At 67.4% G+C, this 24,820-nt stretch carries 24 protein-coding genes; 14 read left to right on the forward strand and 10 right to left on the reverse strand.

The genetic code is table 11. The features are described 5' to 3' along the window. Nucleotides 1-28: 28 nt before the first annotated feature. Genes ntrC through dusB form a run of 3 tightly spaced genes read right to left on the reverse strand, consistent with a single transcriptional unit; the run spans nucleotide 29 to nucleotide 3,530 of the window. Nucleotides 29-1,489, reverse strand: a complete 1,461-nt coding sequence (gene ntrC / locus M9980_RS05240) for a nitrogen regulation protein NR(I) (RefSeq protein WP_250754175.1) — start codon at nucleotides 1,487-1,489, stop codon at nucleotides 29-31. After that, nucleotides 1,486-2,556, reverse strand: a complete 1,071-nt coding sequence (locus tag M9980_RS05245) for a two-component system sensor histidine kinase NtrB (protein ID WP_250754177.1) — start codon at nucleotides 2,554-2,556, stop codon at nucleotides 1,486-1,488. The genes ntrC and M9980_RS05245 overlap by 4 nt, the downstream gene beginning before the upstream one ends. After that, nucleotides 2,532-3,530 (reverse strand): tRNA dihydrouridine synthase DusB, encoded by a 999-nt coding sequence (dusB, locus tag M9980_RS05250; protein ID WP_250754180.1) that lies wholly within the window; start codon nucleotides 3,528-3,530, stop codon nucleotides 2,532-2,534. Before dusB ends, M9980_RS05245 begins: the two co-directional genes overlap by 25 nt. 92 nt (nucleotides 3,531-3,622) lie before the next feature. Between dusB and M9980_RS05255 the strand changes: the two genes are divergently transcribed. From M9980_RS05255 to M9980_RS05265, 3 genes are read left to right on the forward strand one after another with little or no spacing between them, the layout of a single operon-like run. Then, nucleotides 3,623-4,765: a bifunctional 2-C-methyl-D-erythritol 4-phosphate cytidylyltransferase/2-C-methyl-D-erythritol 2,4-cyclodiphosphate synthase gene (locus tag M9980_RS05255; RefSeq protein WP_250754183.1), complete on the forward strand. Its 1,143-nt coding sequence runs from the start codon at nucleotides 3,623-3,625 to the stop codon at nucleotides 4,763-4,765. Nucleotides 4,766-4,769: 4 nt separating this feature from the next. Then, a complete protein-coding gene (locus M9980_RS05260) occupies nucleotides 4,770-5,297 on the forward strand; it encodes a hypothetical protein (protein WP_250754186.1) in 528 nt (175 codons plus the stop codon). A 17-nt stretch (nucleotides 5,298-5,314) separates the two neighbouring features. After that, nucleotides 5,315-5,827 (forward strand): CinA family protein, encoded by a 513-nt coding sequence (locus tag M9980_RS05265; protein ID WP_250755074.1) that lies wholly within the window; start codon nucleotides 5,315-5,317, stop codon nucleotides 5,825-5,827. Here M9980_RS05265 and M9980_RS05270 read toward each other — a convergent pair. Continuing rightward, entirely contained in the window at nucleotides 5,767-6,249 is a 483-nt protein-coding gene (locus M9980_RS05270) for a type II toxin-antitoxin system RatA family toxin (protein ID WP_250754188.1), read from the reverse strand. The genes M9980_RS05265 and M9980_RS05270 overlap by 61 nt on opposite strands. Further along, the gene (gene lipA / locus M9980_RS05275; protein WP_250754189.1) at nucleotides 6,242-7,180 is read right to left on the reverse strand and encodes a lipoyl synthase; all 939 of its coding nucleotides are present in this window, start codon (nucleotides 7,178-7,180) and stop codon (nucleotides 6,242-6,244) included. Before lipA ends, M9980_RS05270 begins: the two co-directional genes overlap by 8 nt. Before the next feature lie 117 nt (nucleotides 7,181-7,297). Between lipA and M9980_RS05280 the strand changes: the two genes are divergently transcribed. Beyond that, nucleotides 7,298-7,927, forward strand: coding sequence for a carbonic anhydrase (locus M9980_RS05280; RefSeq protein WP_250754191.1), 630 nt, complete (start codon nucleotides 7,298-7,300; stop codon nucleotides 7,925-7,927). Nucleotides 7,928-7,951: 24 nt separating this feature from the next. Here the strand turns inward: M9980_RS05280 and M9980_RS05285 are convergent, their stop codons facing one another. From M9980_RS05285 to carA, 4 genes are all read right to left on the reverse strand, one after another. Then, on the reverse strand, nucleotides 7,952-8,503 hold the full coding sequence (locus M9980_RS05285) for a rhomboid family intramembrane serine protease (RefSeq protein WP_250754193.1): 552 nt from the start codon (nucleotides 8,501-8,503) through the stop codon (nucleotides 7,952-7,954). Between the two features lie 77 nt (nucleotides 8,504-8,580). After that, the gene (gene greA / locus M9980_RS05290) at nucleotides 8,581-9,057 is read right to left on the reverse strand and encodes a transcription elongation factor GreA (protein WP_250754194.1); all 477 of its coding nucleotides are present in this window, start codon (nucleotides 9,055-9,057) and stop codon (nucleotides 8,581-8,583) included. A 76-nt stretch (nucleotides 9,058-9,133) separates the two neighbouring features. Beyond that, nucleotides 9,134-12,466 carry a carbamoyl-phosphate synthase large subunit gene (carB, locus tag M9980_RS05295; protein ID WP_250754196.1) on the reverse strand — a complete coding sequence of 1,111 codons (3,333 nt, stop codon included), beginning with the start codon at nucleotides 12,464-12,466 and terminating at the stop codon, nucleotides 9,134-9,136. A gap of 313 nt (nucleotides 12,467-12,779) precedes the next feature. Beyond that, nucleotides 12,780-14,030 (reverse strand): glutamine-hydrolyzing carbamoyl-phosphate synthase small subunit, encoded by a 1,251-nt coding sequence (gene carA / locus M9980_RS05300; protein WP_250754198.1) that lies wholly within the window; start codon nucleotides 14,028-14,030, stop codon nucleotides 12,780-12,782. A gap of 95 nt (nucleotides 14,031-14,125) precedes the next feature. On the opposite strand from carA, the gene M9980_RS05305 reads away from it, so the two are divergent. The 10 genes from M9980_RS05305 to M9980_RS05350 all read left to right on the forward strand — a co-directional run bounded on the left by M9980_RS05305 (nucleotide 14,126) and on the right by M9980_RS05350 (nucleotide 24,435). Continuing rightward, nucleotides 14,126-14,578, forward strand: a complete 453-nt coding sequence (locus M9980_RS05305) for a GatB/YqeY domain-containing protein (RefSeq protein ID WP_250754200.1) — start codon at nucleotides 14,126-14,128, stop codon at nucleotides 14,576-14,578. 110 nt (nucleotides 14,579-14,688) lie between these two features. Then, on the forward strand, nucleotides 14,689-15,066 hold the full coding sequence (locus M9980_RS05310; protein WP_250754202.1) for a GIY-YIG nuclease family protein: 378 nt from the start codon (nucleotides 14,689-14,691) through the stop codon (nucleotides 15,064-15,066). Further along, nucleotides 15,063-16,916, forward strand: coding sequence for a DNA primase (dnaG, locus tag M9980_RS05315; RefSeq protein ID WP_250754204.1), 1,854 nt, complete (start codon nucleotides 15,063-15,065; stop codon nucleotides 16,914-16,916). The genes M9980_RS05310 and dnaG overlap by 4 nt, the downstream gene beginning before the upstream one ends. 9 nt (nucleotides 16,917-16,925) lie before the next feature. Further along, nucleotides 16,926-18,956, forward strand: a complete 2,031-nt coding sequence (rpoD, locus tag M9980_RS05320) for an RNA polymerase sigma factor RpoD (RefSeq protein ID WP_250754206.1) — start codon at nucleotides 16,926-16,928, stop codon at nucleotides 18,954-18,956. A 152-nt stretch (nucleotides 18,957-19,108) separates the two neighbouring features. Further along, on the forward strand, nucleotides 19,109-19,774 hold the full coding sequence (locus tag M9980_RS05325) for a DUF6975 family protein (protein WP_250754208.1): 666 nt from the start codon (nucleotides 19,109-19,111) through the stop codon (nucleotides 19,772-19,774). An 80-nt stretch (nucleotides 19,775-19,854) separates the two neighbouring features. Next, nucleotides 19,855-20,700, forward strand: coding sequence for an AAA family ATPase (locus M9980_RS05330; RefSeq protein WP_250754210.1), 846 nt, complete (start codon nucleotides 19,855-19,857; stop codon nucleotides 20,698-20,700). 77 nt (nucleotides 20,701-20,777) lie between these two features. Then, nucleotides 20,778-21,323 (forward strand): CHAP domain-containing protein, encoded by a 546-nt coding sequence (locus M9980_RS05335; protein ID WP_422921386.1) that lies wholly within the window; start codon nucleotides 20,778-20,780, stop codon nucleotides 21,321-21,323. A gap of 53 nt (nucleotides 21,324-21,376) precedes the next feature. Beyond that, complete coding sequence (locus tag M9980_RS05340; protein WP_250754214.1) at nucleotides 21,377-22,756, forward strand: glycosyltransferase family 39 protein; 1,380 nt, start codon at nucleotides 21,377-21,379, stop codon at nucleotides 22,754-22,756. An 8-nt stretch (nucleotides 22,757-22,764) separates the two neighbouring features. Further along, nucleotides 22,765-23,943 (forward strand): vWA domain-containing protein, encoded by a 1,179-nt coding sequence (locus M9980_RS05345; protein WP_250754217.1) that lies wholly within the window; start codon nucleotides 22,765-22,767, stop codon nucleotides 23,941-23,943. Between the two features lie 54 nt (nucleotides 23,944-23,997). Beyond that, nucleotides 23,998-24,435, forward strand: a complete 438-nt coding sequence (locus M9980_RS05350; RefSeq protein ID WP_250754220.1) for a DUF2141 domain-containing protein — start codon at nucleotides 23,998-24,000, stop codon at nucleotides 24,433-24,435. A 12-nt stretch (nucleotides 24,436-24,447) separates the two neighbouring features. On the opposite strand, the gene M9980_RS05355 is transcribed toward M9980_RS05350, so the two are convergent. Further along, nucleotides 24,448-24,741, reverse strand: a complete 294-nt coding sequence (locus M9980_RS05355) for an Hpt domain-containing protein (RefSeq protein ID WP_250754222.1) — start codon at nucleotides 24,739-24,741, stop codon at nucleotides 24,448-24,450. Nucleotides 24,742-24,820: the final 79 nt, after the last annotated feature.

Below are 24,820 nucleotides of genomic sequence, written 5' to 3' on the forward strand. Positions count from 1 at the left end.
TGCAGAGAAAACACATATTTCGCGCGCATCAGCGCAGCGGCGCCCCATTTGGTCGCGTGACACCGGTATCGATCGCCAGATCGTCGAGCCGCTTGCGCAAGGTGTTGCGGTTGATCCCCAGTGCGCGGGCGGCGCGCAGCTGGTTGCCGCCGTGGCGATCGAGGATCGCCGCGATCAGCGGGCGTTCGACCTCGGCGATGATGCGGTCGTACAGCGTGCCATCCTCCAGCGCCGCGGGATCGTCGCGCGCGATCGCGGCGATGCGCGCGGCGACCGCACTTTCCAGGCCGGCATCGGACACAGCGGCAGGCATCGCCGCGCGCCCCAGCATCGCCGCGATCTCCGCCGCCCCGATCCATTCGTCGCGGCTGAGCGCGGCCAGGCGGCGCATCAGGTTTTCCAGCTCCCGCACGTTGCCCGGCCAGTCGTGTGCCTCCAGTCGCGCGAGCCCTCCGGCATCGACCTGCTTGCGCGGCAGCCCGTCCTCCGCCGCCCGCTCGAGGAAGTGCCGCGCGAGCAGCGCGACGTCCTGGCGCCGCTCACGCAGGGGTGGCAGCAGGATCGGCACGACGTTCAGCCGGTAAAACAGGTCCTCCCGGAAACCACCGCTCGCGACCAGCGCCGCCAGATCCTTGTTCGTGGCCGCAACGATGCGCACGTCGGCGCGGATCGGGCGGGCGCCGCCGACGGTCGTGAATTCGCCCGATTGCAGAACGCGCAGCAGCCGCGTCTGCGCGTCCATCGGCATGTCGCCGATCTCGTCGAGGAACAATGTGCCGCCGGCTGCCTGCTCGAATCGGCCCGCCACCCGCGCCGCCGCACCGGTGAAGGCGCCGCGTTCATGCCCGAACAATTCGGCTTCGATCAACTCGCGGGGGATCGCCGCCATGTTCAGCGCCACGAACGGTGCGCGACGACGGGGGCCGAGGTCGTGGATCGCCTGCGCCACCAGTTCCTTGCCGGTGCCCGATTCCCCCGACACCAGCACGGTCAGGTCGTTCGACACCACGCGCGCGATTACGCGGTACACGTCCTGCATCGCCGGCGATCGCCCGATCAGCGGCAGGGCATCGTCGGCGGGCGACGCTGCCGCCACCGGATCGCGCCGCACTCGCAGCAGCGCGCCCGCGACCGCCTGCGTCAGCGCGTCGAGGTCGAACGGCTTGGGCAGGTAATCGAACGCTCCCGCCTCGGTCGCACGCACCGCGGTCGACAGCGTGTTCTGCGCCGACAGGACGATCACCGGTAGCCGCGGATGTTCGGCGAGCACGCCCGGCAGCACGTCCAGCCCGTTGGCGTCGGGCAGGACGACGTCGGTTACCAGCACGTCAGGCACCTCACCCGCCAGCGCGCGGCGCATCTCGGCGACCGATGCCGCGGTCGTCACGATATGGCCCCGGCGCCTGAGCGCCTGCGTCACGACCGTGCGGATCGCCGCGTCGTCGTCGACCACCAGCACCCGGCCGCTCTCAATGGGGAGTGACGTCATGCCGCCCTCTGCAACAGGATGCGGAATACGGTCACTTCGGGCTCTCCCTCGCGCGAATAGGTGACGATGCCCCCCATGTCGCGGACCAGCTTCTCGACCAGCGGCAGGCCGAGGCCCCGCCCCTCGGCCTTGCCCGACACGAACGGCTCGAACATGTGCTCGGCGATGTCGGGCGAGGCGCCAGGGCCGGTGTCGATCACCGCGACCTCGATCGGCAGCGGGTGGCGCGGGCGTCCCGGCGCGGCGCTAACCGCCATGCCGTGGCGGTACGCGGTGGCCAGCGTGATGCGACCCTCGCCATGCACCGCTTCGGCGGCGTTCTTGACCAGGTTCAGCACGACCTGGGTCAGCGCGTCGCGGTCGATCAACGCCGGGGGCAGCGACGGATCGAAGCGTTCGTCGATCGCAATACCGCGCGCGACGCCGGCGGTGGCGACCTGGCGAACGTGGTCTAGCAGCGGATAGACGTTGGCCGGCTCCAGCGTCAGGGGTCGGGTGTCGGTGAAATCCTGCATCCGGTCGATCAGCGCGACGATACGATCGACTTCGGTGGTGATGAGGCGGGTGAGCTCGGCACCCTCGTCCCCGCCCTCGCGCAGCAGCTGGGCCGCGCCGCGGATGCCCGACAGCGGGTTCTTGATCTCGTGCGCCAGCATCGCCGCCGCCCCCACCGCGGCGCGCGCCCCGCCCGAGCGGTCGGCAGTGTGCCCGCGCGAGGCAGGGCTCTGCCGGATGGTGACGATCGTCCAGCCGGGATGATCGGGCACGCCGCATTCGACCAGGTCGACGCGCAGCCGCCCGATCCGGCCGATGCCGACGTCGGCGTCATAGGCGGCAAAGGTGCGCCCGCTGCGGCGGTCGGCATAGGCTTCCGCGAACCGCACCAGCGTATCGACGTCCTGCCCCGCCATCGCGCGCTCGGAAAAGTTCAGCAGCGTCTCGGATGCCGAATTGGCATGAACCACCCGCCCCTCCGGATCGACGATCAGCGCCGCGACCGGCAGCGCGGCGAACAGCTCCGCAAACGGCGGCGCCGACGTCGTCACGCGGCGGCGCGGTCCAGCCACGGCGCGTAGAATTCGGCCAGCATCGCCTTGACGACGGCGGCATCGGGCACCTGGTTCACCTTGTTGCGGAACTCCGCCGATCCCGGCAGCCCCTTGGTATACCAGCCGAGATGCTTGCGGGCCATGTTGACGCCCGTTTCCTTGCCATAGAGCGACAGCATGTCGTCGTAATGGCGGATAATCAGGCGATATTGTTCGTTTAGGGTGGGGTCGGCACGCGGCGTCCGACCCTCCAGTGCATCCATCACCTGCCGGAGCAACCACGGGCGCCCGTAAGCGCCGCGCCCGATCATCAGGCCGTCCGCGCCCGACTGGTCGAGCGCGGCATGCGCGTCATCCACGGTGCAGATATCGCCGTTGACGATCACCGGCAGCGACACCGCATCCTTCACCGACCGCACGAAGCGCCAGTCGGCCGAGCCCTTGTACATCTGGTTGCGGGTACGACCGTGGACGGTGACCATCTTCACCCCCAGATCCTCGGCGATGCGCGCGAGCTCGGGGGCGTTCAGGCTGTCGTGACACCAGCCCATCCGCATCTTAAGCGTGACCGGCACGTCCACCGCCTTCACCACCGCGGCGATCAGCGCAGTCGCGAGCGGCAGGTCGCGCATCAGGGCCGAACCGGCATCGCCGCTCGTCACCTTGCGCACCGGGCAGCCCATGTTGATGTCGACGATCGCCGCCCCGCGATCCTCGCTCAGCTTCGCCGCCTCGCCCATCTCGTGCGGGGTACAGCCAACCAGCTGCATCGACACCGGATCCTCGATCGGATCCCACGCGAATTTCTGGAGCGACTGGCGCGTTTCGCGGATCGCGGCCTGGCTCGCCACCATCTCGGTCACGTTCAGCCCCGACCCATAGCCGCGCACTACCCGGCGGAACGGCAGGTCGGTGACGCCGGTCATCGGCGCCAGCAGGACGGGCGTGTCGATCCGCACGGGACCGATGTGGATGGGAGCGATGCTGCGCATGGAATGTGCCTGAAATTTAGGCAGCGCCTAGGCGAAAACGCCGCGTAGGGCAAGGCTGGCGAGGATCGGGCGCCTGCGCTAGGCGCTCAGACATGACCCGCCCTCGCACCGTCGCCATCGTCGTCGCCGCCGGAAAGGGCGAACGCATCGGCTCCGCACTCCCGAAGCAATTTGCCTCGCTCGGCGGGCGTCCGATGCTGGCGCACAGCGTCGCTGCCCTGCGCGCGCATCCCGGTATCGACGACGTGCTGGTCGTCATCGGTGAGGGGCAGCAAGATTTGCTCGCGGACGCCGTCGGCGAGATCCCCTCGACCATCGGCGGAGCCACGCGGCGGGAGTCGGTGATCGCCGGCCTGCGCGCGGTGGAGGCCGACCGCGTCCTGATCCACGACGCCGCGCGACCCTTCGTGCCCGCCGCCGTCATCGACCGCCTGCTGGACGCCCTAAGCACCGCGCCCGCCGCCGTCCCGGTCCTGCCGGTCGCCGACACGCTCGCCCGCGGCGACGCCGTGCTCGGCGAGACCGTGGACCGCACCGCGCTCCACCGCGTCCAGACCCCTCAGGCGTTCCACCACGCCGCGATCCTCGCCGCCCACGAAGCCTGGCCCGACGACGCCGAGGCGACCGACGACGCGCAGGTCGCGCGCGCGGCGGGTCATGACGTCACTCTGGTCGCGGGGAATGCGATGCTCGACAAGGTCACCTACCCCGCCGATCTCGCCGCAGCCGAGGCCCGGCTGGCCGCGCGTCTCGTCGCGCGCAGCGCCATCGGCTTCGACGTCCACCGGCTGGAGGCGGGGGAGGAATTATGGCTGGGCGGCGTGCTCATCCCGCACGATCGCGGCCTGTCCGGTCACAGCGATGCCGACGTCGCGCTCCACGCCATTACCGACGCTCTGCTCGGCACGATCGCCGCTGGCGATATCGGCAGCCATTTCCCGCCGAGCGACCCGCAGTGGAAGGGCGCCGCCTCCGACCAGTTCCTCGCCCACGCCGCGCGGCTGGTCCGCGACACGGGCGGTGTCATCGATTTCGTCGACCTGACCCTCATCTGCGAAGCGCCCAAGATCGGCCCCCACCGCGACGCCATGCGCGCGGCGATCGCGCAGATCCTCGGCCTTGACGTCGCCGCCGTCAGCGTGAAGGCCACCACCTCCGAGCGGCTGGGCTTTGCCGGTCGCGAGGAGGGGATCGCGGCGCAAGCGATCGCCACTGTCCGTGTACCCGGAGTGTAACCGCATGACGTTCAAGTCCCTGATCGCCGCCACGACCCTGATCGCCGGCACGCTTGCCGCCACCGCCGCGCAGGCCGCGCAGTGCGTGCCGCAGCGCGAGGCGGAGGCGCTGGTGCTCAACCTCGGCTCCACGCTGGTCGGATCCACCGCGGCGACCTGCTCCCCAACCCTGCCCGCAAACGCTTACCTGCGCCGCTCGGTCGCTCCGCTGACCGCCAAGTTCGCCGCGACCAGCGACGCGGCATGGCCGCTGGCGCGCGAGGCGCTGCGCAAGATCGCCGGCCCCGATGTCTCGCCGATGCTCGACAGCGAACTCGCCCGCCCGATGGTGACGGCGATGGTCGCGCCGATGCTGGCCCAGCAGATCAACGCGCAGGATTGCCCCGCGATCGACCGCGTCCTCGCGCTGCTCGATCCACTGCCGGCACGCAACACCGCCGCGCTGATCGTGACGATCGTCGAGATCGCGGGTCGCAATCGCAAGGCGGCACGCCCGCCGTTCACGCTCTGCCCGCCCGGCACCCCGTCGTGACCGAGCATCGCGATACCATGTTTCCGCAAGCGCTGATCGCGATGGCGCGGCGCGTGGTGGACGAGAATCGCGCCGCGGGCCTTCGCGTCGCCGTCGCCGAAAGCTGCACCGGTGGCCTCGTGGCGGCGGCGATCACCGAGATCGCCGGCGCGTCCGACGTGCTCGACGGCGGGTTCGTCACCTATTCGAACGAGGCCAAGGCGCGCCTGCTGGGCGTCAGCGGCGAGGTGCTGGAGACATTCGGCGCCGTCTCGATCGCCACCGCGTGGCAAATGGCGCGCGGCGCGCTGGCAAAAACCGACGCCGACGTCGCGGTTGCGATAACCGGCATCGCGGGCCCCGGCGGCGGATCGGCCAAGAAACCGGTCGGCACCGTGGTCTTCGCCCGCGCGGCGCGCGGCGCCCTTCCCGATCACATCGTCGCCGACGTCAAGGAATTCGGCGACCTGGGTCGCGGCGGCATCCGCCTTCAGGCGGCGCTGTGTGCGCTCGAACTGCTGCTGCCCGACGCGGACGCTCCCGCGCCGTAGAGCACCGCCGCCCGCTCCTCGAACGCGCCGATCATCTTGCGAAGCGCGCGGTCGAACACCTGCCCGGCCAGCATCTCGAACATCCGGTTGCGGAACGCGAAGTCGACGCAGAAATCGACCGTGCACCCGCCCTGCCCGTCGCTGCGGAACGCCCATTCGTTGGTGAGATGCGCCAGCGGCCCGTCGACATAGTCGACCCGGATCGCGTTTGGGCGCTCCTTCGTCACGCGCGACGTGAACGTCTCGCGCAGGCCCTTGAACCCGACGATCATGTCGGCGACCATTTCGGTGTCGCTGTTCGACCGCACCCGGATCGCGCTGACCCACGGCAGGAATTCGGCATAGCGCCCGACGTCGGCGACCAGGTCGAACATCTGTTCCGGCGTATAGGGCAGCCGCCGGATCTCCTGATGCCTAGGCACGGACCAGCCCCAGTTTGGCCTCGCGATTCGCGCGCATCTGCGCGAAGTCGTCACCGGCGTGATAGCTCGACCGGGTCAGCGGCGACGATGCGACCAGCAGGAACCCCTTGGCGCGCCCGATCGCGGCATAGGCGTCGAACGCGGCGGGCGTGATGAAATCCTGCACCTTGGCGTGACGCGGCGTCGGCTGGAGGTACTGGCCCATCGTCATGAAATCGATATCGGCGCTGCGCATGTCGTCCATCACCTGATGAACCTCCAGCCGCTGCTCGCCCAGCCCAAGCATGATCCCCGACTTGGTGAAGATCGACGGATCGAGCTTCTTGACGCTCTCCAGCAGCCGCAGCGATGCATAATAGCGCGCGCCGGGCCGGATCGTCGGATACAGCCGCGGCACGGTTTCCAGGTTGTGGTTGTACACATCGGGCCGCGCCGCGACGATCGCCTCGACCGCGGCCTCGTGCTTGTTGCGGAAATCGGGCGTCAGGATCTCGATCGTGGTGGTCGGATTGGCCCGCCGGATCGCCTCGATCACCTTGACGAACTGGCTCGCCCCGCCGTCGGGCAGGTCGTCGCGGTCGACGGAGGTCACGACGATATGCGCCAGCCCCATCTGCGCCGCCGCATCGGCGACGTTGTTCGGCTCGTTGACGTCGACCTTGCGCGGCATGCCCGTCTTCACGTTGCAGAACGCGCACGCCCGCGTGCAGGTGTCGCCCAGGATCATGACGGTCGCATGCTTCTTCGACCAGCATTCCCCGATGTTGGGGCACGCCGCCTCCTCGCACACCGTCGTCAGGCTTTTCGATCGCATCAGCGCGCGGGTGGCGGCGAAGCCGGCGGACGTCGGCGCCTTCACGCGAATCCAGTCGGGCTTGCGCTGGCGCAGCTCGGGCGCAGCAGGCTTGGCGAGCGGGGTCATCTCGTTCATGCCCGCGCAAATAGCCAGCGTCCGGCCTGTAAACAATGGTTGCGCGCTGCAATCGCCGGTGGAACGCGCGCACGCACCGTGATTTAGGCTCTGCGACACCCAAGCACAGAGGATGGCATGACCCACTTCAACGATCTGATCGACGGCTATTACCGGTTCCGCGGCGGCGAATGGCTGGAGGAGCGCGAACGCTGGACCGAGCTCGCCAGCGGGCAGGAGCCCAAGGTGATGATCATCGCCTGCTCCGACAGCCGGGTCGATCCCGCCACCATCTTCGGCAGCCGCCCGGGCGAAGTGTTCGTCGTGCGCAACGTCGCCGCGCTGGTTCCCCCGTTCGATGCGTCGGGTGGCCTCCACGGCGTCTCCGCCGCGCTCGAATTTGCGGTCACCAAGCTGAAGGTCGAGGAAGTCGTCGTGCTGGGCCACGGCGCGTGCGGCGGCGTCAACGCCTCGCTCACCCAGAGCCTGGCCGACGCGAAGCCCGGCGAAGGCGGCTTCGTCGCCGAATGGATCGGCCTGCTGGACGAAGCCCGCGAGCGCGTCGTCGCCGAGCACGGCGTGACCGAAAAGGGCCAGGCGGCGCTGGAGCAGGAGGGAGTCCGCGTCTCGATCGAGAACCTCAAGACCTTCCCGTTCGTGCAGGCCGGGCTCGCCGACGGCAGCTTGTCGCTGCACGGCGCGGTGTTCGCGATCGCGGACGGCAAACTGAAGGTGATCGACGAGGACGGCGCTTTCACTGCCGCCTAATCGTGCGGGCGCGGGGTCGTATCGCTACGCCCCGCGCCACCGCCACAACAGCAACGGGCGGCACAGGATCAGGCCCGCAAGAAATCCGCCGACATGCGCCGCCGCCGCGATCGGCGTGCCCGCCTGTGCGCTCAATATGCCGACCGCGAGGTTGAGCGCGGTCCACGCGATCAACAGCCACAGCACATGCAGCAGCCACGCCGGCACCGGCCCAAAATCCTTGGTCCGGCTGCGGCCATATAGCAGCGCATAGGCGCCGACGATCGCCGACGCCGCGCCGCTCGCGCCGATCATCACCGCCGTCGATGCCGGCGCGACCGCCCATTGCGCGGCGCAGGCGGCATAGGCGCCGGCGAGATACAGGACGACGATACCACGCGCGCCCAGCGCCCGTTCGGTCGCGATGCCGCAGAACGTCAGCGTCACCAGATTGAACAGCAGGTGCAGCAGCCCGCCGTGCACCAGCGTCGAACTGAGCGGCGTCAGCACGAACGGCAGCAGACCCGGCGCATCGGCTGTCAGCCGCGCGGGGATGAACCCGGCATAGACGGCGGCGTCCGACTCGAGCCCCAGCAACGTGATGCACAGGCTGACGACCGCGGTCAGGCCGGCAATCGCAAATGTGGCCGGCGCGCTGCGAATATTCGCGCCGATCAGATGAACTCGATCTTGCTGACGACGTAGTAGCGGTCGCCCGCGGGGACCGATACCTCGACCTCGTCATCGACGCTGCGCCCGATCAGCGCACGACCGAGCGGCGAATTGTAGCTGATCCGCCCGGTGCGGGCATCTGCCTCGGTTTGGCCGACGATCTGGTACTTCACGGGCTTGTCGTCGTCGTCGAGCAGGGTCACGGTCGCCCCGAACACGATCTTGTCGCCCGACAGATCCTTGGGATCGATGATCTGGGCGCGCGAGAGCTTGTCCTCGATGTCGGAAATCGATGCCTCGATCTGGCCCTGCCGCTCCTTGGCGGCATGATATTCGGCGTTTTCGGACAGGTCGCCGTGGGCGCGCGCTTCCTCGATCGCATCGACGATCGTCGGTCGCTCGATCTTCAATCGCTTCAGGTCGGCGTGGAGCTTCTCATAGCCCTCCGCCAGCATCGGCATCTTCTCGACCGTCGCCATCACGAATTTCCTTACGCCCCTCTCCCCAGACGAACCTCCCTCGGCCCGCCCGCACATCAACCGAACTGTCGGGGGATTATTTGTGCGACTGCGAATAATAGGATTGCAGCGGGCGTACTTCAAGAGAGGTGGTGGCGAGCGCCGCGATCGAGTTCGCCGCCGCCACCGCCGCCGATGCGGTCGTGAAATACGGGATCTTCTGCGCCAGCGCCGATTTGCGGATCTCCTGGCTGTCCTTCAGCGACTGCCAGCCCTCGGTCGTATTGAACACCAGCGCGATGTCGCCGTCGCGGATACGATCGACGATGTTCGGGCGGCCCTGTGCCACCTTCAGCACCGTTTCCACCGCGACGCCGTTGGCGGTCAGATAATCGGCGGTGCCGTTGGTGGCGACGATGGCGAATCCCTGCGCCGCCATCACGCGGGCGCCGGCCAGGATCACCGGCTTGTCGGTGTCCTTGACGCTGATGAAGACGGTGCCGCCCGCCGGCAGCGTCGTCCCCGCGCCCAGCTGCGCCTTGGCGAAGGCCAGCGTGAAATCGCGATCTATTCCCATGACTTCGCCGGTGGACTTCATTTCCGGTGACAGCACAGGATCAACGCCCGGGAAGCGATTGAACGGGAACACCGCTTCCTTCACCGCGACGTGGCCCACGGCGCGATTGACCTGCGGCAGCTCGGCCAGCTTCTCGCCCGCCATCACCCGCGCCGCGATCTTGGCGACGGGCGATCCCACCGCCTTGGCAACGAACGGCACCGTCCGGCTGGCGCGCGGGTTGACCTCGATCAGGTAGACGACACCGTCCTTCACCGCGAACTGGATGTTCATCAGCCCGACGACCGACAGCGCGCGCGCCAGTGCCTCGGTCTGGCGTTCGATCTCGGCGATGATTCCTGCGGACAGGCTGTACGGCGGCAGCGAGCAGGCCGAATCGCCCGAATGAACGCCGGCTTCCTCGATGTGCTGCATCACGCCCGCGACCGTGACGTCGGTGCCGTCGCAGATCGCGTCGACATCGACCTCGATCGCGTCGCGCAGATAACTGTCGATCAGCACCGGCGATGTGCCCGACACCTGCACCGCGGTCGCGATATAGTCGTCGAGCTGCGCCGGACCATCGACGACCTCCATCGCCCGGCCCCCAAGCACATAGCTCGGGCGCATCAGCACCGGATAGCCGATGCGCTCGGCCACCGCGATCGCCTCGTCGCGGCTACGCGCGATGCCGTTGGCGGGCTGGGTCAGCCCCAGCTTGGCGACGAGCGCCGCGAACCGCTCGCGGTCCTCGGCCAGGTCGATCGCGTCAGGCGAAGTCCCCAGAATCGGAATGCCCGCATCCTCCAACGCCTGCGCCAGATTGAGCGGGGTCTGCCCGCCGAACTGGACGATCACGCCGACCAGCGTGCCATTCTGCTGCTCGACATGCAGGATTTCCAGCACGTCCTCGGCAGTCAGCGGCTCGAAATACAGGCGGTCGGACGTGTCGTAATCGGTGCTCACCGTCTCCGGATTGCAGTTGACCATGATCGTCTCATAGCCCGCATCCGCCAGCGCAAAGCAGGCGTGGCAGCAGCAGTAATCGAACTCGATCCCCTGCCCGATCCGGTTCGGCCCGCCGCCCAGAATAACGATCTTTTTCCGGTCGCTAGGCGCGCTTTCGCACTCCGGCTCTCCGAAGCTCGGCGCTTCGTAGGTCGAGTACATATACGGCGTCCGGGCATCGAACTCCGCAGCACAGGTGTCGATCCGCTTGAACACCGGGCGCACGCCCAGCTTCAGCCGGTGTTCGCGCACCTCGTCCTCGGTGACTCCGCCGGTCATCGCCTTGACCGCTTCGTGGATCAGGCCGGAGCCGCGCGCGATGCCGCGGCTCATCCCGCGCAGGTTAGCCGATTGCAGCGCCAGCCACGCCAGCCGCTTGTCGCTGAACCCCATCGATTTCAGCCGGCGCATGCCCGCCGCGTCGATCGGCAGCCCGTCCTTGCAGACCTCCATCTCCGCCGCGACGATCTCGGCGATCCGCCCCAGGAACCAGGGGTCGAACTTCGCGATCGCGTGGACGTCGGCCACCGTGAAGCCCTCGCGCAGCGCCTGCGCCGCCACCAGCAGCCGGTCCGGCGTCGCCACCGCCAGCGCCGCCTCGATTTCCGCGCGGGGACGCCCGGCCAGCCTGTCGACGGTGTTGAACCCGCTGAGCCCGGTTTCGAGCCCACGCAATGCCTTCTGCAGGCTTTCGTGTATGTTGCGCCCGATCGCCATGACTTCGCCGACCGACTTCATCGCGGTGCCGAGCACGGCTTCCGCGCCCTTGAACTTCTCGAAGGCGAACCGGGGTATCTTGGTGACGACGTAATCGATCGTCGGCTCGAAACTGGCCGGCGTCGCGCCCGTGATGTCGTTGGTGATCTCGTCGAGCGTGTAGCCCACCGCCAGCTTCGCCGCGACCTTCGCGATCGGAAAGCCGGTCGCCTTCGACGCCAATGCCGACGAGCGGCTGACGCGCGGGTTCATTTCAATGACGATCAGGCGCCCGTCCTTCGGATTCACCGCGAACTGGACGTTGGAACCGCCTGTTTCGACACCGATTTCGCGCAGGCAAGCGATGCTTGCGTTGCGCATGATCTGATATTCCTTGTCGGTCAGCGTCAGCGCCGGCGCGACCGTGATGGAATCGCCGGTGTGGACGCCCATCGGGTCGATATTCTCGATCGAGCAGACGATGATGGCGTTGTCGGCGCGGTCGCGCACGACTTCCATCTCATACTCCTTCCACCCTATCAGCGATTCCTCGATCAGCACTTCGGTGGTCGGCGATGCGTCGAGCCCCTTGCGGACGATCTCGATGAATTCCTCGCGGTTGTAGGCGATGCCCCCGCCCGTCCCGCCCATCGTAAAACTCGGGCGGATGATCGCCGGGAGGCCGGTCTTGGCCAGCCCCTCCAGCGCCTCGGCCTCGGTATGCGCGATCGCCGAGCGCGCCGATTCCAGCCCTATCTTCGACATCGCGTCCTTGAACTTCAGCCGGTCCTCGGCCTTGTCGATCGCCTCGGCATCCGCGCCGATCATCTCGACGCCGTATTTCGCGAGCGTGCCGTCGTTGAACAGCGCCAACGCGGTGTTGAGCGCAGTCTGCCCGCCCATCGTCGGCAGGACGGCGTCGGGGCGCTCCTTGGCGATGATCTTGGCGACGATCTCGGGCGTGATCGGCTCGATATAGGTCGCGTCGGCCAGTTCCGGATCGGTCATGATCGTCGCCGGGTTCGAATTGACCAGGACGATGCGGTACCCGTCCTCCTTCAACGCCTTGATCGCCTGCGTGCCCGAATAATCGAACTCGCACGCCTGCCCGATAACGATCGGCCCCGCGCCGATGACAAGAATGGAGGAGATATCGGTACGTTTGGGCATCAAAAGGCGTCCGGGAAGAAGGTAATGTCGCGGTGAGGTCTGCGAAGAGAGGCGGTGGTTCGGCGCAGGCATCGTCGGGTTGCCGGCGTCACCTCGTCCCTGCGCACCTGGAGCTCCGCATACTGATCTTCGGGCTGATGATAGGACGCAAGACCATGAGCGATGCTCGAACTAGCCGTTCGATACCCGCACCGCTTCGCCGCGTGTGCGACGGCAAACACTAGCGTGCCGCGACCCTGCACGACATCGACCCACTCGCGGAGAGCGGCTGGCGCCGGCTGCCCAAAGACTGCGACTAGAAGAATTGGCGCGATCACCGCAAGGAACCGACAAACCGCTCGAACAGATAGAAGCTGTCCTGCGGACCCGGGCTCGCCTCGGGGTGGTATTGCACGCTGAAGGCCAGGCGATCTGTCAGTTCCAGCCCGGCGTTCGAGCCGTCGAACAGCGACACGTGGGTCTCGCGGACGTTCGCGGGAAGGCTTTCGCGTTCCACCGCAAACCCGTGGTTCATGCTGGTGATCTCGACCCGACCGTCGCTCAGCCGCTTGACCGGATGGTTGGCGCCGCGGTGGCCCTGAAACATCTTGGTCGTGCGCGCGCCGACCGCGAGGCCGAGCAGCTGGTGGCCAAGGCAGATGCCGAACAGCGGCAGCTTCGTCTCCAGCAGCTGACGGATCACCGGCACGGCGTATTCGCCGGTCGCTGCGGGGTCGCCCGGGCCGTTCGACAGGAAGATGCCGTCGGGCTTCAGCGCCATGATCTGGTCGAAGCTCGCGTCGGCGGGCACGACCGACACCTGCGCCCCGGCCTGAACCAGGTTGCGGAAGATGTTGTGTTTGCTGCCGTAATCGATCGCGACGACGTGGGGTTTACCGTCATCCTGACGAAAGTCGGGATCTCTCGCCTCCGACGTTTCGCTCGCGGCCTGAGATCCCAGCTTTCGCTGCGATGACGGAGAGTAGCCGAACCCCAGCCGCCACACGCCGCCCGCACGATCCTCGCCCCAGCCGCCGTGCGTCTTGCGCGTCACGGCCTTGGCGAGGTCCATCCCCTCCAGCCCCGGCCACGCCCGCGCCATCTCCAGCAGCAGGGCCACGTCGAACACCCCGTCCGCTGCATGCGCGATCACGCCGTTCGGTGCCCCGCCCTCGCGAATGCGCCGCGTCAGCGCGCGCGTGTCGATCCCCGACAGGCCGATCCGCGCATGCTTCTTCATCCACGAATCGAGATGCTCGGCGCTGCGGAAGTTGCTCGGCTCGGTCACGTCCTCGCGCACGATTATGCCGAGCGCGTGGGGGTTGTCGGCCTCGACATCGTCGGGGTTCGCGCCGACGTTGCCGATGTGGGGGAATGTGAACGCGATCATCTGGCCCGCGAACGACGGGTCGGTCATGATCTCCTGATAGCCGGTCATTGCGGTGTGAAAGCACACCTCGCCCACCGCCTGCCCCTCGGCACCGAAGCCACGGCCCCACACCACTTCGCCGCTCGCCAGCACGAGGACGCCGGTGGCGCCGTCCGGGGTCTTGACGGGCACGGGAAGGGGATCGGCGGCAGCCATGTCGGGCGGGCACTCCAAAGATCGTTTGCGATGTCGCTAAGGGTCGGCGGCTAGACCCCCTCCCCCTTTTCGTCAACCGCCGCTATGGGGCGGGCATGATAAGAGATGACATCAAAGCCGCCCAGATCGCCGCCATGAAGGCCGGCGACAAGGATAGCCGCAGCGCGATCACGCTGATCCAGTCGGCAATCAAGAACCGCGACATCGAGGCGCGCACCGGCAAGGCCCCCGACAGCGACGACGCGCTGGTGGTCGAGGTGCTGCAGAAAATGGTCAAGCAGCGCCGCGAATCGATCGAGATGTTTTCGAAGGGCGGTCGCCAGGAACTCGCCGATGCGGAAGCTCGCGAGGTCGCGGTGATCGAACGCTTCCTGCCAGCGGTGATGACCGAGGCCGAGACCGCGGCAGCGATCGAGGCGATCAAGGCGGAGATCGGCGCTGCCGGCATGAAGGACATGGGCCGCGTGATGGCCGAACTGAAGACGCGCCACGCCGCGAACCTGGACATGGCAAAGGCGAGCGCCGCGGTGAAGGCGGCGCTTTCTTAGGCGGCGCCAACACCACTCCGCCGTTTGTTTCGAGCGTAGTCGAGAAACAGTTACAGGCGACTCGCAAGCGTTTCTCGACTACGCTCGAAACGAACGGAGGGTGGGAGATCGTGGCGTTCTGGGCCTACATGCTGCGGTGCTCGGACGGGCGCTATTACACGGGCCACACCGACAACCTCGATCGCCGCATCGGCGAGCATCAGACCGGCGGCTATTGCGACTATACGTCGCGGCGCCTGCCGGTCGAGCTTGTTGGGAACGAGAGTTTTCCATCCCGTATCGAGGCACTAGAAGCTGAGCGGATCGTCGGCGGCTGGTCGCGAGCGAAGAAGGAAGCGCTCATTCGATCCGATTGGCGCGCCGTTTCCTTCTTCGCCCGTCCGCCGGGAGAGCGTTTCTCGACTTCGCTCGAAACGAACGGAGGCGGATGTAGTGGCCACCCCCAACCGTTCGTTTCGAGCGAAGTCGAGAAACCTGCCTCCCAATGACCCTAACCCCCCAATTCCTCGACGAACTCCGTCACCGCACGCTCCTCTCGGGCCTCATTGCTAAAACCACCAAGCTCCAGCGTGCGGGCAAGGAATTCCGCGCCTGCTGCCCGTTCCACAACGAGAAGTCGCCGTCGTTCTACGTCAACGACGACAAGGGCTTCTACCATTGCTTCGGGTGCGGGGCGCATGGCGATGCGATCCGGTGGCTGACCGACCAGCGCGGGTTGCCGTTCATGGATGCGGTGAAGGAGCTGGCGCAGGCGGCAAGCATGGACATGCCGGCGCAGGATCGCGCGTCCGCGGCGCGGGCCGAACGCGCCAAGGGCCTGCACGAGGCGATGGCCGATGCGTCCGACTGGTTCGTCGAGCAGCTGAACGGCATCGCCGGCGCCGAGGCGCGCGCGGTGCTGGCGAAGCGCGGCATCCGCGCGGAGACCGCACGCGACTTCGGCCTGGGCTTCTCCCCCGATTCGCGCGGCAAGCTGAAGGATGCGCTGAAGACCTACGGCGACGCCATGCTGGTCGAGGCGGGGTTGCTGATCGGGGTCGACGACAAGACCCCCTACGACCGCTTCCGCGGGCGGCTGATGATCCCGATCCGCGACCCGCGCGGGCGCCCGATCGCGTTCGGCGGGCGCATCATCGGTGAGGGCGAACCGAAGTATCTGAATTCGCCCGAAACCCCGCTCTTCGACAAGGGGCGCACGCTCTATAACCTCGACCGGGCGCTGCCCGCCGCGCGCAAAACCGGGCGGATCATCGCGGTGGAGGGCTATATGGACGTCATCGCCCTCGCCCAGGCCGGGTTCGGAGAGGCGGTCGCCCCGCTCGGTACGGCGCTCACCGAGCATCAGCTCGAACGGCTGTGGCGCATCGCCGACGTGCCGGTCCTGTGCTTCGACGGCGATGCCGCGGGGCAGAAGGCGGCGATCCGCGCCGCCCACCGCGCGCTGCCGATGCTCGCACCCGGTCGCAGCCTGGCGTTCGTCACCATCCCCGACGGGCAGGATCCCGACGACCTTGTCCGCGCAAAAGGGCCGGCAGCGTTCGAGGCGCTGCTGCGCGCCGCCGAACCGCTGGTCGACCGGTTGTGGAGTCACGAACTCGCCGCCGAGCCGCTCGACACGCCCGAGCAGCGCGCCGGGCTGAAGGCGCGGCTCGCCGATCTTGCCAAGACGGTCGCCGATTCGAACGTCGGCTACGAATATCAGAGCGAATTCCGCCGCCGCTTCGATGCGCATTTCGCGCCCGCGCCGCGTGTCTTCACGCCGCGCAGCCCTCGCAAGCCCGGCCAGAAATGGACGCCCCCGCCCGAACCGCCCTCTGCGTCGGCCCGCGCGCTCAATTCGGGCGGCATCGACCGGGTGCTGGCAAAGGCGGTCATCGCCGGCCTGATCCGCCACCCCGCCGAAATTGCCCGACATATGGAAGTGTTGGGGTCGCTCCGCCTCGCCGACGGCGCGCTCGGGCGGCTGTTCGAGGCGGTGATCGACGTCGCGCTGGAGGACCGGACGCTTGATAGCGACCGCGTGCTCACCATATTGGCACGGTCCGGCTTCGATTCCGTTGCCGCCGATCTGCTGCGCGCCGACATGGTATCGTTCAGTTTCACCCAGCGGGATGCCGATCCCGTCCGTGCCCGCGCCGACCTGGACGAGGCGATTGCGGTGCTGGTGGCGCGGCCGATGGTCGATGCCGCGCTGGTGGAGGCAACGGCTGCGGTCGCGGCGCGTTTCGACGAAGCCGCGTTTGCGCGGCAGGTGGCACTGGTGCGGGAACGCGCCAGTCTTGAGGCGCGGCTTGCAAATCTGATGCTGGACGACAAAGAGAATTCGCAAAGTGCGTAAGGGACATTGATGGCCAAGGCTAACACTGCGGATGTGGACGCGACCGATACGGGCGACGCGCCGCTGATCGACCTGAACGAGGGCACGCTGAAGAAGCTGGTCGCGCGGGCGAAGAAGCGCGGGTACATCACCTACGACCAGCTGAACGAGATGCTGCCGCAGGACCAGATGTCGTCCGAGCAGATCGAGGACGTCATGGCCGCGCTCAACGACATGGGCGTGAACGTCGTCGAGAACGAGGAAGCCGGCGAGGATTCCGAGACCGAGGAGGATACCCCGGACGAGGCCGAGGCGTCGGACGACGGCACCGAGGGCTCGCAGACGTTCGAGGTCGCAAAGAAGAAGGAAACCGTCGATCGCACCGACGATCCGGTCCGCATGTACCTGCGCGAGATGGGCGCGGTCGAGCTGCTGTCGCGCGAGGGCGAGATTGCCATAGCCAAGCGGATCGAGGCCGGTCGCGACACGATGATCCTGGGGCTGTGCGAATCGCCAATCACGTTCAACGCGATCATCGGCTGGTCGACCGCCCTCAACGAAGGCACGATGCAGCTGCGCGAGATCCTCGATCTCGACGCGATGCTCTCGAAGGGGCCGTCCGCCGAGCAGGTCGAGAACGCCGAGGAAGACGATTCGGGCGAGATCAGCGAGAAGACCGCCGGCGCGACCTTCAAGGAAGAGGAAGAGGTCGAGGACGCGCCCGAGGAGGAGGACGAGGATTCGATGACCGAACGGCGCGCCCCGCGCCCGTCGGACGACGATGACGAGGACAACACCCTCAGCCTCGCGCAGATGGAAGAGACGCTTAAGCCTCAGGCGCTCGAGAAGTTTGCGAATATTACCGCCCTGTACAAGAAGTTCGGGAAAATCCAGGAATCGCGCCTGTCGGCGATGGCCGCCGGCGGCGAGCTGTCCGCGGGCGACGAGCGCAAGTACCAGAAGCTGCGCGAAGAGCTGACCGCCGAGGTCGAGAGCGTCCAGTTCCACCAGGCGAAGATCGAATTCCTGGTCGACCAGCTGTACAGCTTCAACCGCCGCCTGACCGCGCTCGGCGGCCAGATGCTGCGCCTGGCCGAGCGCCACAAGGTGCCGCGCAAGTCGTTCCTCGACGCCTATGTCGATCATGAGCTCGACGAGAATTTCCTGTCCGCCAACGCCAAGACCGACAAGAAATGGGCCGCCTTCGCCGCCGCGGAAGGGGCCGCGGTCGATCGCATCCGCGTCGAGATCAGCGAGATCGCGCAGGCGACCGGCATGGCGCTCGCCGAGTTCCGCCGCATCGTCAACATGGTGCAAAAGGGCGAGCGCGAGGCGCGGATCGCCAAGAAGGAGATGGTCGAGGCGAACCTGCGCCTCGTGATCTCGATCGCCAAGAAATACACCAACCGCGGGCTGCAGTTCCTGGATCTGATCCAGGAGGGCAACATCGGCCTGATGAAGGCGGTCGACAAGTTCGAGTATCGCCGCGGCTACAAGTTCTCGACCTATGCGACGTGGTGGATCCGTCAGGCGATCACGCGCTCGATCGCCGACCAGGCGCGGACCATCCGCATCCCGGTCCACATGATCGAGACGATCAACAAGCTGGTCCGCACCAGCCGCCAGTTCCTCCACGAGCAGGGCCGCGAGCCGACGCCGGAGGAAATGGCCGAGCGCCTGAGCATGCCGCTCGAAAAGGTGCGCAAGGTGATGAAGATCGCCAAGGAGCCGATCAGCCTCGAGACGCCGATCGGCGACGAGGAGGATTCGCACCTCGGCGACTTCATCGAGGACAAGAATGCGGTGATCCCGGTCGATGCCGCGATCCAGGCGAATTTGAAGGAGACGGTAACCCGCGTCCTCGCCTCGCTCACTCCGCGCGAGGAGCGCGTGCTGCGCATGCGCTTCGGCATCGGCATGAACACCGATCACACGCTGGAGGAAGTCGGCCAGCAGTTCTCGGTGACGCGCGAGCGTATCCGCCAGATCGAGGCCAAGGCGCTGCGCAAGCTGAAGCACCCGAGCCGCAGCCGCAAGATGCGGTCATTCCTCGACCAGTAACGCTGGATCGGGCGGGTGGCATGTCGCCGCCCGCCAAACCCCAACCGATGCTTAAGGCGCCGTCAACCGCGTCTTTACGTGGTTCGGTATAGGGTTTGCCCCACAAGAGTCCGCGTCGCGACCACGCGACCGGTTTCAACAAGCGGGGCAACATGGCGTTCGGAACGGTACACAGCGCGCGCTACGGTGAGGCATGGGATGCCCTGACCGCGCTTGTCGCCGCCGAGGGCAGCAGGCGCGAGGCCTATGCCACCGCCCTCGCCCGCCCGGGCGCCGCGATGCGCGACCTGGCGGACGCAGCACACTGCCTCTGCCTGCTCCACGGGCGCCATCCGGGCGTCATCGATTTCGCCGCGGAACGCGCGACCGACCCGGTAGTCGAGGCGTGGCTGACCGAAGCTGCCGCGGCTTTCGCCGACGAACGCGCCATGCTCGTCGGCCTAGTCGCCGCGGTCGGCCCCCTGCCTTCGACGCCGGGACAGGCCGAAACCGAAGGCGCGATCCTGGGCCAGCGCCACGCGATGGACATGATCGCGACGTCCGACCGCGCCGGCTGCCCGATCGGCGCGACGATGGCGCTGGTGCTCGACTGGCCGGCGATCCGCGGCGTGCTGGAAACCGTCGCCGAGCGGCTGGGCCGCCCGATCCCCGCCCTCCGCCTGCCGGAAGCGCGTGACGGCGCCACCGTGATCGCCGCGCTCGCGACCTCGGCGGCGTTCGAACGGGCGATGCTGTTCGGCGCGCAGCAGACGCTCGCGCAACACCGGGCGCTCTGGCAGTTGCTCGACGCGCGCTCGACGGCCCGCGCGGGCAACTGATCGGCCGCTCCACGGCTTGCGCGCCGCCGCGGGCGCGCTACTGCATACCCGATCTTCCAATCACGGCGGGTAGGGATGCGATGCGGTTCGAGGGCACTCAGGAATATGTGGCGACCGACGACCTGAAAGTCGCCGTCAACGCCGCCGTCACCCTCCGCCGCCCCCTTCTGGTCAAGGGCGAGCCGGGCACCGGCAAGACCGTGCTCGCCTACGAAATCGCCAAGGCGGTCGGCGCGCCGCTGATCGAGTGGAACGTCAAGTCGACCACGAAGGCGCAGCAGGGCCTGTATGAATATGACGCGGTCGCCCGCCTGCGCGACGGCCAGCTGGGCGACGAACGCGTCCATGACATCGCCAACTACATCCGCCGCGGCAAATTGTGGGAAGCCTTCACCGCGCCGCAGCTGCCCGTGCTGCTGATCGACGAGATCGACAAGGCCGATATCGAATTTCCGAACGACCTGCTCCAGGAACTCGATCGCATGGAGTTCCATGTGTACGAGACCAAGGAAACTGTGCGCGCCGTAGAGCGCCCGATCGTCGTCATCACGTCGAACAACGAAAAGGAGCTGCCCGACGCGTTCCTGCGCCGGTGCTTCTTCCACTATATCAAATTCCCTGATCGCCAGACGATGCAGGCCATCGTCGACGTTCACTTCCCCGGTATCCAGAAGCTGCTGGTGTCGAAAGCGATGGACGTCTTCTACGACATCCGCGAAGTGCCCGGCCTGAAGAAAAAGCCGTCGACCAGCGAGCTGCTCGACTGGCTGAAGCTCCTGCTCCACGAGGACATGCCGCTCGAAGTGCTGCAGAACCGCGACCCGACGAAGGCGATCCCGCCGCTCCACGGCGCGCTGCTGAAGAACGAACAGGACGTGATGCTGTTCGAACGGCTGGCGTTCATGGCGAAACGCCAGCAACGATAAGCTCGCTAACGATATTTACGATCCGGCAACCATGCCCGCTAACCCGGTTTCAAGCCTGATCCGCGCAGGGTGCCCGGATGGGACCGGGGAAGTTCGCAAGGGCGTGTTTCGTGCTGGCGCTGGCAATCGCGCCGCTGCCCGCCGCCGCATCCATCCTGAGTTACGTCGGCCAGTGCGTGCCCTTTGCGCGGGAAGCGTCGGGCGTGCGCATCTTCGGCGATGCGTGGACGTGGTGGGACCAGGCCGACGGCCGCTATCCGCGCGGACATGTACCCAAGGTCGGTGCGGTCGTGGCCTTCGAACGCTCGGCGAAGCTCCGTCTCGGCCATGTCGCCGTCGTCAGCCGAATCGTCGAGAAGCGCGTGCTGATGCTGACCCACGCCAACTGGTCGCGCCAGAACGGCGAGCGCGGCCATGTCGAGCAGGACGTGACTCTGTTCGACGTCTCGCCCGGCAACGACTGGAGCGAAGTGAAGGTCTGGTACCGCGACAGCGACGGCCTCGGCGGATCGACCTATCCGGTCCACGGCTTCATCTACGGCCCGCGCGCCGGCGTGACCCGCGAGTTGAGCGCCGAGTCGCCCGATTACGTCGCCTCGCTGATCGACGCCTACGGGCGCTGAAGACGGCATGTCCCTAGCGACGCGTTAACCCCTGTCGTGGCAGGGTCTCGCGCGTGCCCGCCCACCGCATTCCTTTCCTGCCGCTGTCGATCGCGGTCATCGCCGCGTTGGGACTCGGCGTGCGTATCGCGAGTGCGCACGGTGCGTTGTGGCTGGACGAGGCATGGTCGGCGGCCTTCGCGCGCGATGTGGCGACGCCGGTCGGCGTCTTCGTCGGCATCAACCACGACAACAACCATCACCTGAACACGCTGTGGCTCCAACTTGTCGGCTGGGACGCAGCGCCCGTCGTCCAGCGCGCACTGTCGATCGCCACGGGAACGCTCGCGATCCTCGTCGCCGCCGCGATCGGTATGCGGCGCAGCGCAGGAACGGGTCTCGTCACGGCGGCGCTTTTCGCCTTTTCCCCGATGCTCGTGATCTATGGCAGCGAGGCGCGCGGCTATGCGCCGATGATGCTGGCATTGCTCGTCGCCGTGCTGATCGTCGAGCGGTGGCTGGAGGACCGTAAGCGCCCCGCCCCGGCGATCGGCCTGTCGGTTGCCGTGCTGCTCGGCATCCTGTCGCAGATGACGATGGTCTTCGCCCTGCCCGCGCTTGCCGGATGGGCGGCGTGGCAGTGCTGGCGAGACGATCGCGCGTCGGCGATCCGCGACACCGCGCGGTTGATGGCGCTGCCGGTCGCGACGGCGGCGCTTGCCGCGCTCGCCATCCTGCGCTGGCTGCCTGGCGCCCACGGCTTCCAGTTCGGTGCGTACCAACCCTATGCCCTGATCGACCAGGCGCGCGGGCTGACCGACATGATAGCCTACACGCTGGCGCTACCCGTCAACCCGGTCGCGGCCATCCTGGTCGGCATGGCGGCGGCGTGGATGGTGGTCCGGTCGCCAAAGGCGGCACAGTCGCCCTTCCATGCCCTCGCCATTTTCGGCCTGCCGCTCGCCATCGCGCTGCTGCACATCGGCAACGCCGGCATGTCGCGCTATTATCTCCTCTCCAGTGTCGCGCTGCTGCTGATGCTCGGCAACGCTCTTGGCGGGGCGCTGATCGCCGGCGGCAGGCGCCGATGGGTCGCCCTCGCGCTGATGGTCGGGTTCGGGATCGGCGCGATGGCCTATGCGATCGATCTGGTCGGCAATCGCCGCGGCGACCCCGCCCGCGCGATTGCGACGATCGCGCGGAGCAGCCCGGCGGGGGCCGCGATCGCGCTGGATCGCCCGCGCGCATCCGCGGTGATCGAGGCGGCGGCCGCCGCGCGGCGCTACCCGGTGCGCGTGCTCCCCTGCGGCGACTGGCTGTTCGTCGACCGCGACGGCGACGAACCCTTCCCCGATCGCCCGAGGCGCTGCGGCGTGACCTTCCATGCCGTCGCCAGCGGCCATCCGAGCGGCCTGTCGGGCACCCACTGGACTTTGTACGAACGCCGCCCCTAGGTGGACGGATGTTCTTCGGCTTCCTCGACGAGCTTCGCGCCGCCGGCATCCCGGCGAGCCTCAAGGAGCATCTGATCCTGCTTGAGGCGCTCGACCGCGAGGTGATCGATCGCACGCCCGAGGCGTTCTACTACCTCGCCCGCGCGACGTTCGTGAAGGACGAGGGGTTGCTCGACCGCTTCGACCAGGTGTTCGCCAAGGTCTTCCGCGGTGTCGCCACCAGCTACGGCGTGCAGGGTGCCGACATTCCCGAGGACTGGCTGAAGGCCGTCGCCCAAAAATATCTCAGTCCTGAAGAGATGGAAAAGATCGCCTCGCTCGGCCGCTGGGACGAGATCATGGAAACGCTGAAGAAGCGGCTCGAGGAACAGCAGGGCCGCCACCAGGGCGGCAACAAATGGGTCGGCACCGGCGGCACATCCCCCTACGGCAATTCGGGGTACAATCCCGAAGGCGTGCGGATCGGCGGCGAGAGCACGCACAAGCGCGCGATCAAGGTGTGGGACCAGCGCGAATTCCGCAATCTCGACAACACCCGCGAGCTCGGCACCCGCAACATCAAGGTCGCGATGCGCCGCCTGCGCCGCTTCGCGCGGGAGGGCGCCGCCGACGAGCTCGATATCGACGGCACGATCGAAGGTACGGCGAAGCAGGGTTGGCTCGACGTCCGCATGCGGCCCGAGCGGCACAATGCGGTCAAGCTGCTGCTGTTCCTCGACGTCGGCGGATCGATGGATCCGTTCGTGAAGCTTTGCGAAGAGCTGTTCAGCGCCGCCACCGCCGAATTCAAGAATCTCGAATTCTTCTACTTCCACAACTGCCCGTACGAAGGCGTGTGGAAGGACAACCGCCGCCGCTTCGCCGAGCGCACGCCGACTTGGGACGTGCTCCACAAGTTCGGCCACGACTATAAGGTCGTGTTCGTCGGCGACGCGTCGATGAGTCCGTACGAGATCACCCACCCCGGCGGCTCGGTCGAGCATATGAACGAGGAGTCGGGCGCGGTTTGGCTGCACCGGCTGACCAGCACCTATCCGGCGAGCGTCTGGCTGAACCCCGTGCCGGCGGAGCAATGGGGCTATTCGCAGTCGGTACGCATCATCCGCGAATTGATGACCGACCGCATGTTCCCGTTGACCCTCGCGGGACTCGACGACGCGATGCGCGAGCTGGGGCGCAAGCATTGACGCCGGCCCCTTCCTGCGTATTACTGCCCTAATACGCAACGACAGGAGAGGGCTATGATCGGTCTGAAGCTGCTGCTGGGCGCCACCGCGTTGGTCGCGGCATCCCCTGCCATCGCTGGCGACGTGGTCGTGACGCTGAGCGGCGTGAAGCCCAAAGGCGGGTCGATGGTAGTGGCGCTCTACGACGCCAACACCTTCTTCAAGGCGCGTCCACCCTATATGACGAGCGTGAAGGTGCCCGCCGATGGCGTGGTCACCGTGACGCTGCCCAAGATTCCGGCGGGCGACTATGCGGTCAGCGCCTTCCACGACGCCGACGGCAACGGCACGCTGACGATGAAGGATGGCCGCATGGCCGAGGGCACGGCGTTGTCGAATGCAGAGAAGCTGCGCGGCGCTCCCACGTTCGACGTCACGCGAATCGCCATTCCCGCAACCGGCGCCGCGGTGAGGCTGGCGATGAGCTATCCTGAGGATCGCAGCGGCTGGTGAACCGCTCGCGCGTTACAGCCGGTCGACCGCGCGGCGCAGTTTCCTGAGGGTCTCGACGTCGCCGACCGGCACCAGCGCAGCGTCGCCGGCCAGTGCCATCAGGCGGACCGCACCGAAGCTGGCAGCCAGGCCCTTCAGGCGCAGCGCCGCGTCCTTCCACGTCGCGGCGTCGCTCGCGCGGGTCAGGCTGGTCAGCCCGGCTTTCGCGCTGTCGAGGAACGCCTCGCGCAGTTCGGCGATCAGCGCGGGTTCGTCGCCCACCGCCGCTGCCAGCGTCGCATCGATTGCTCCGGGATCATAGGCCATGTCTGGGTGCTACGACCGCGTGTTTAACATCGGGTTGCCGCATGGCTGTATCGCTCACCCGGATTCGTGATAGGTGTCC

Source organism: Sphingomonas donggukensis (assembly GCF_023674425.1).
GTDB lineage: Bacteria > Pseudomonadota > Alphaproteobacteria > Sphingomonadales > Sphingomonadaceae > Sphingomonas > Sphingomonas donggukensis.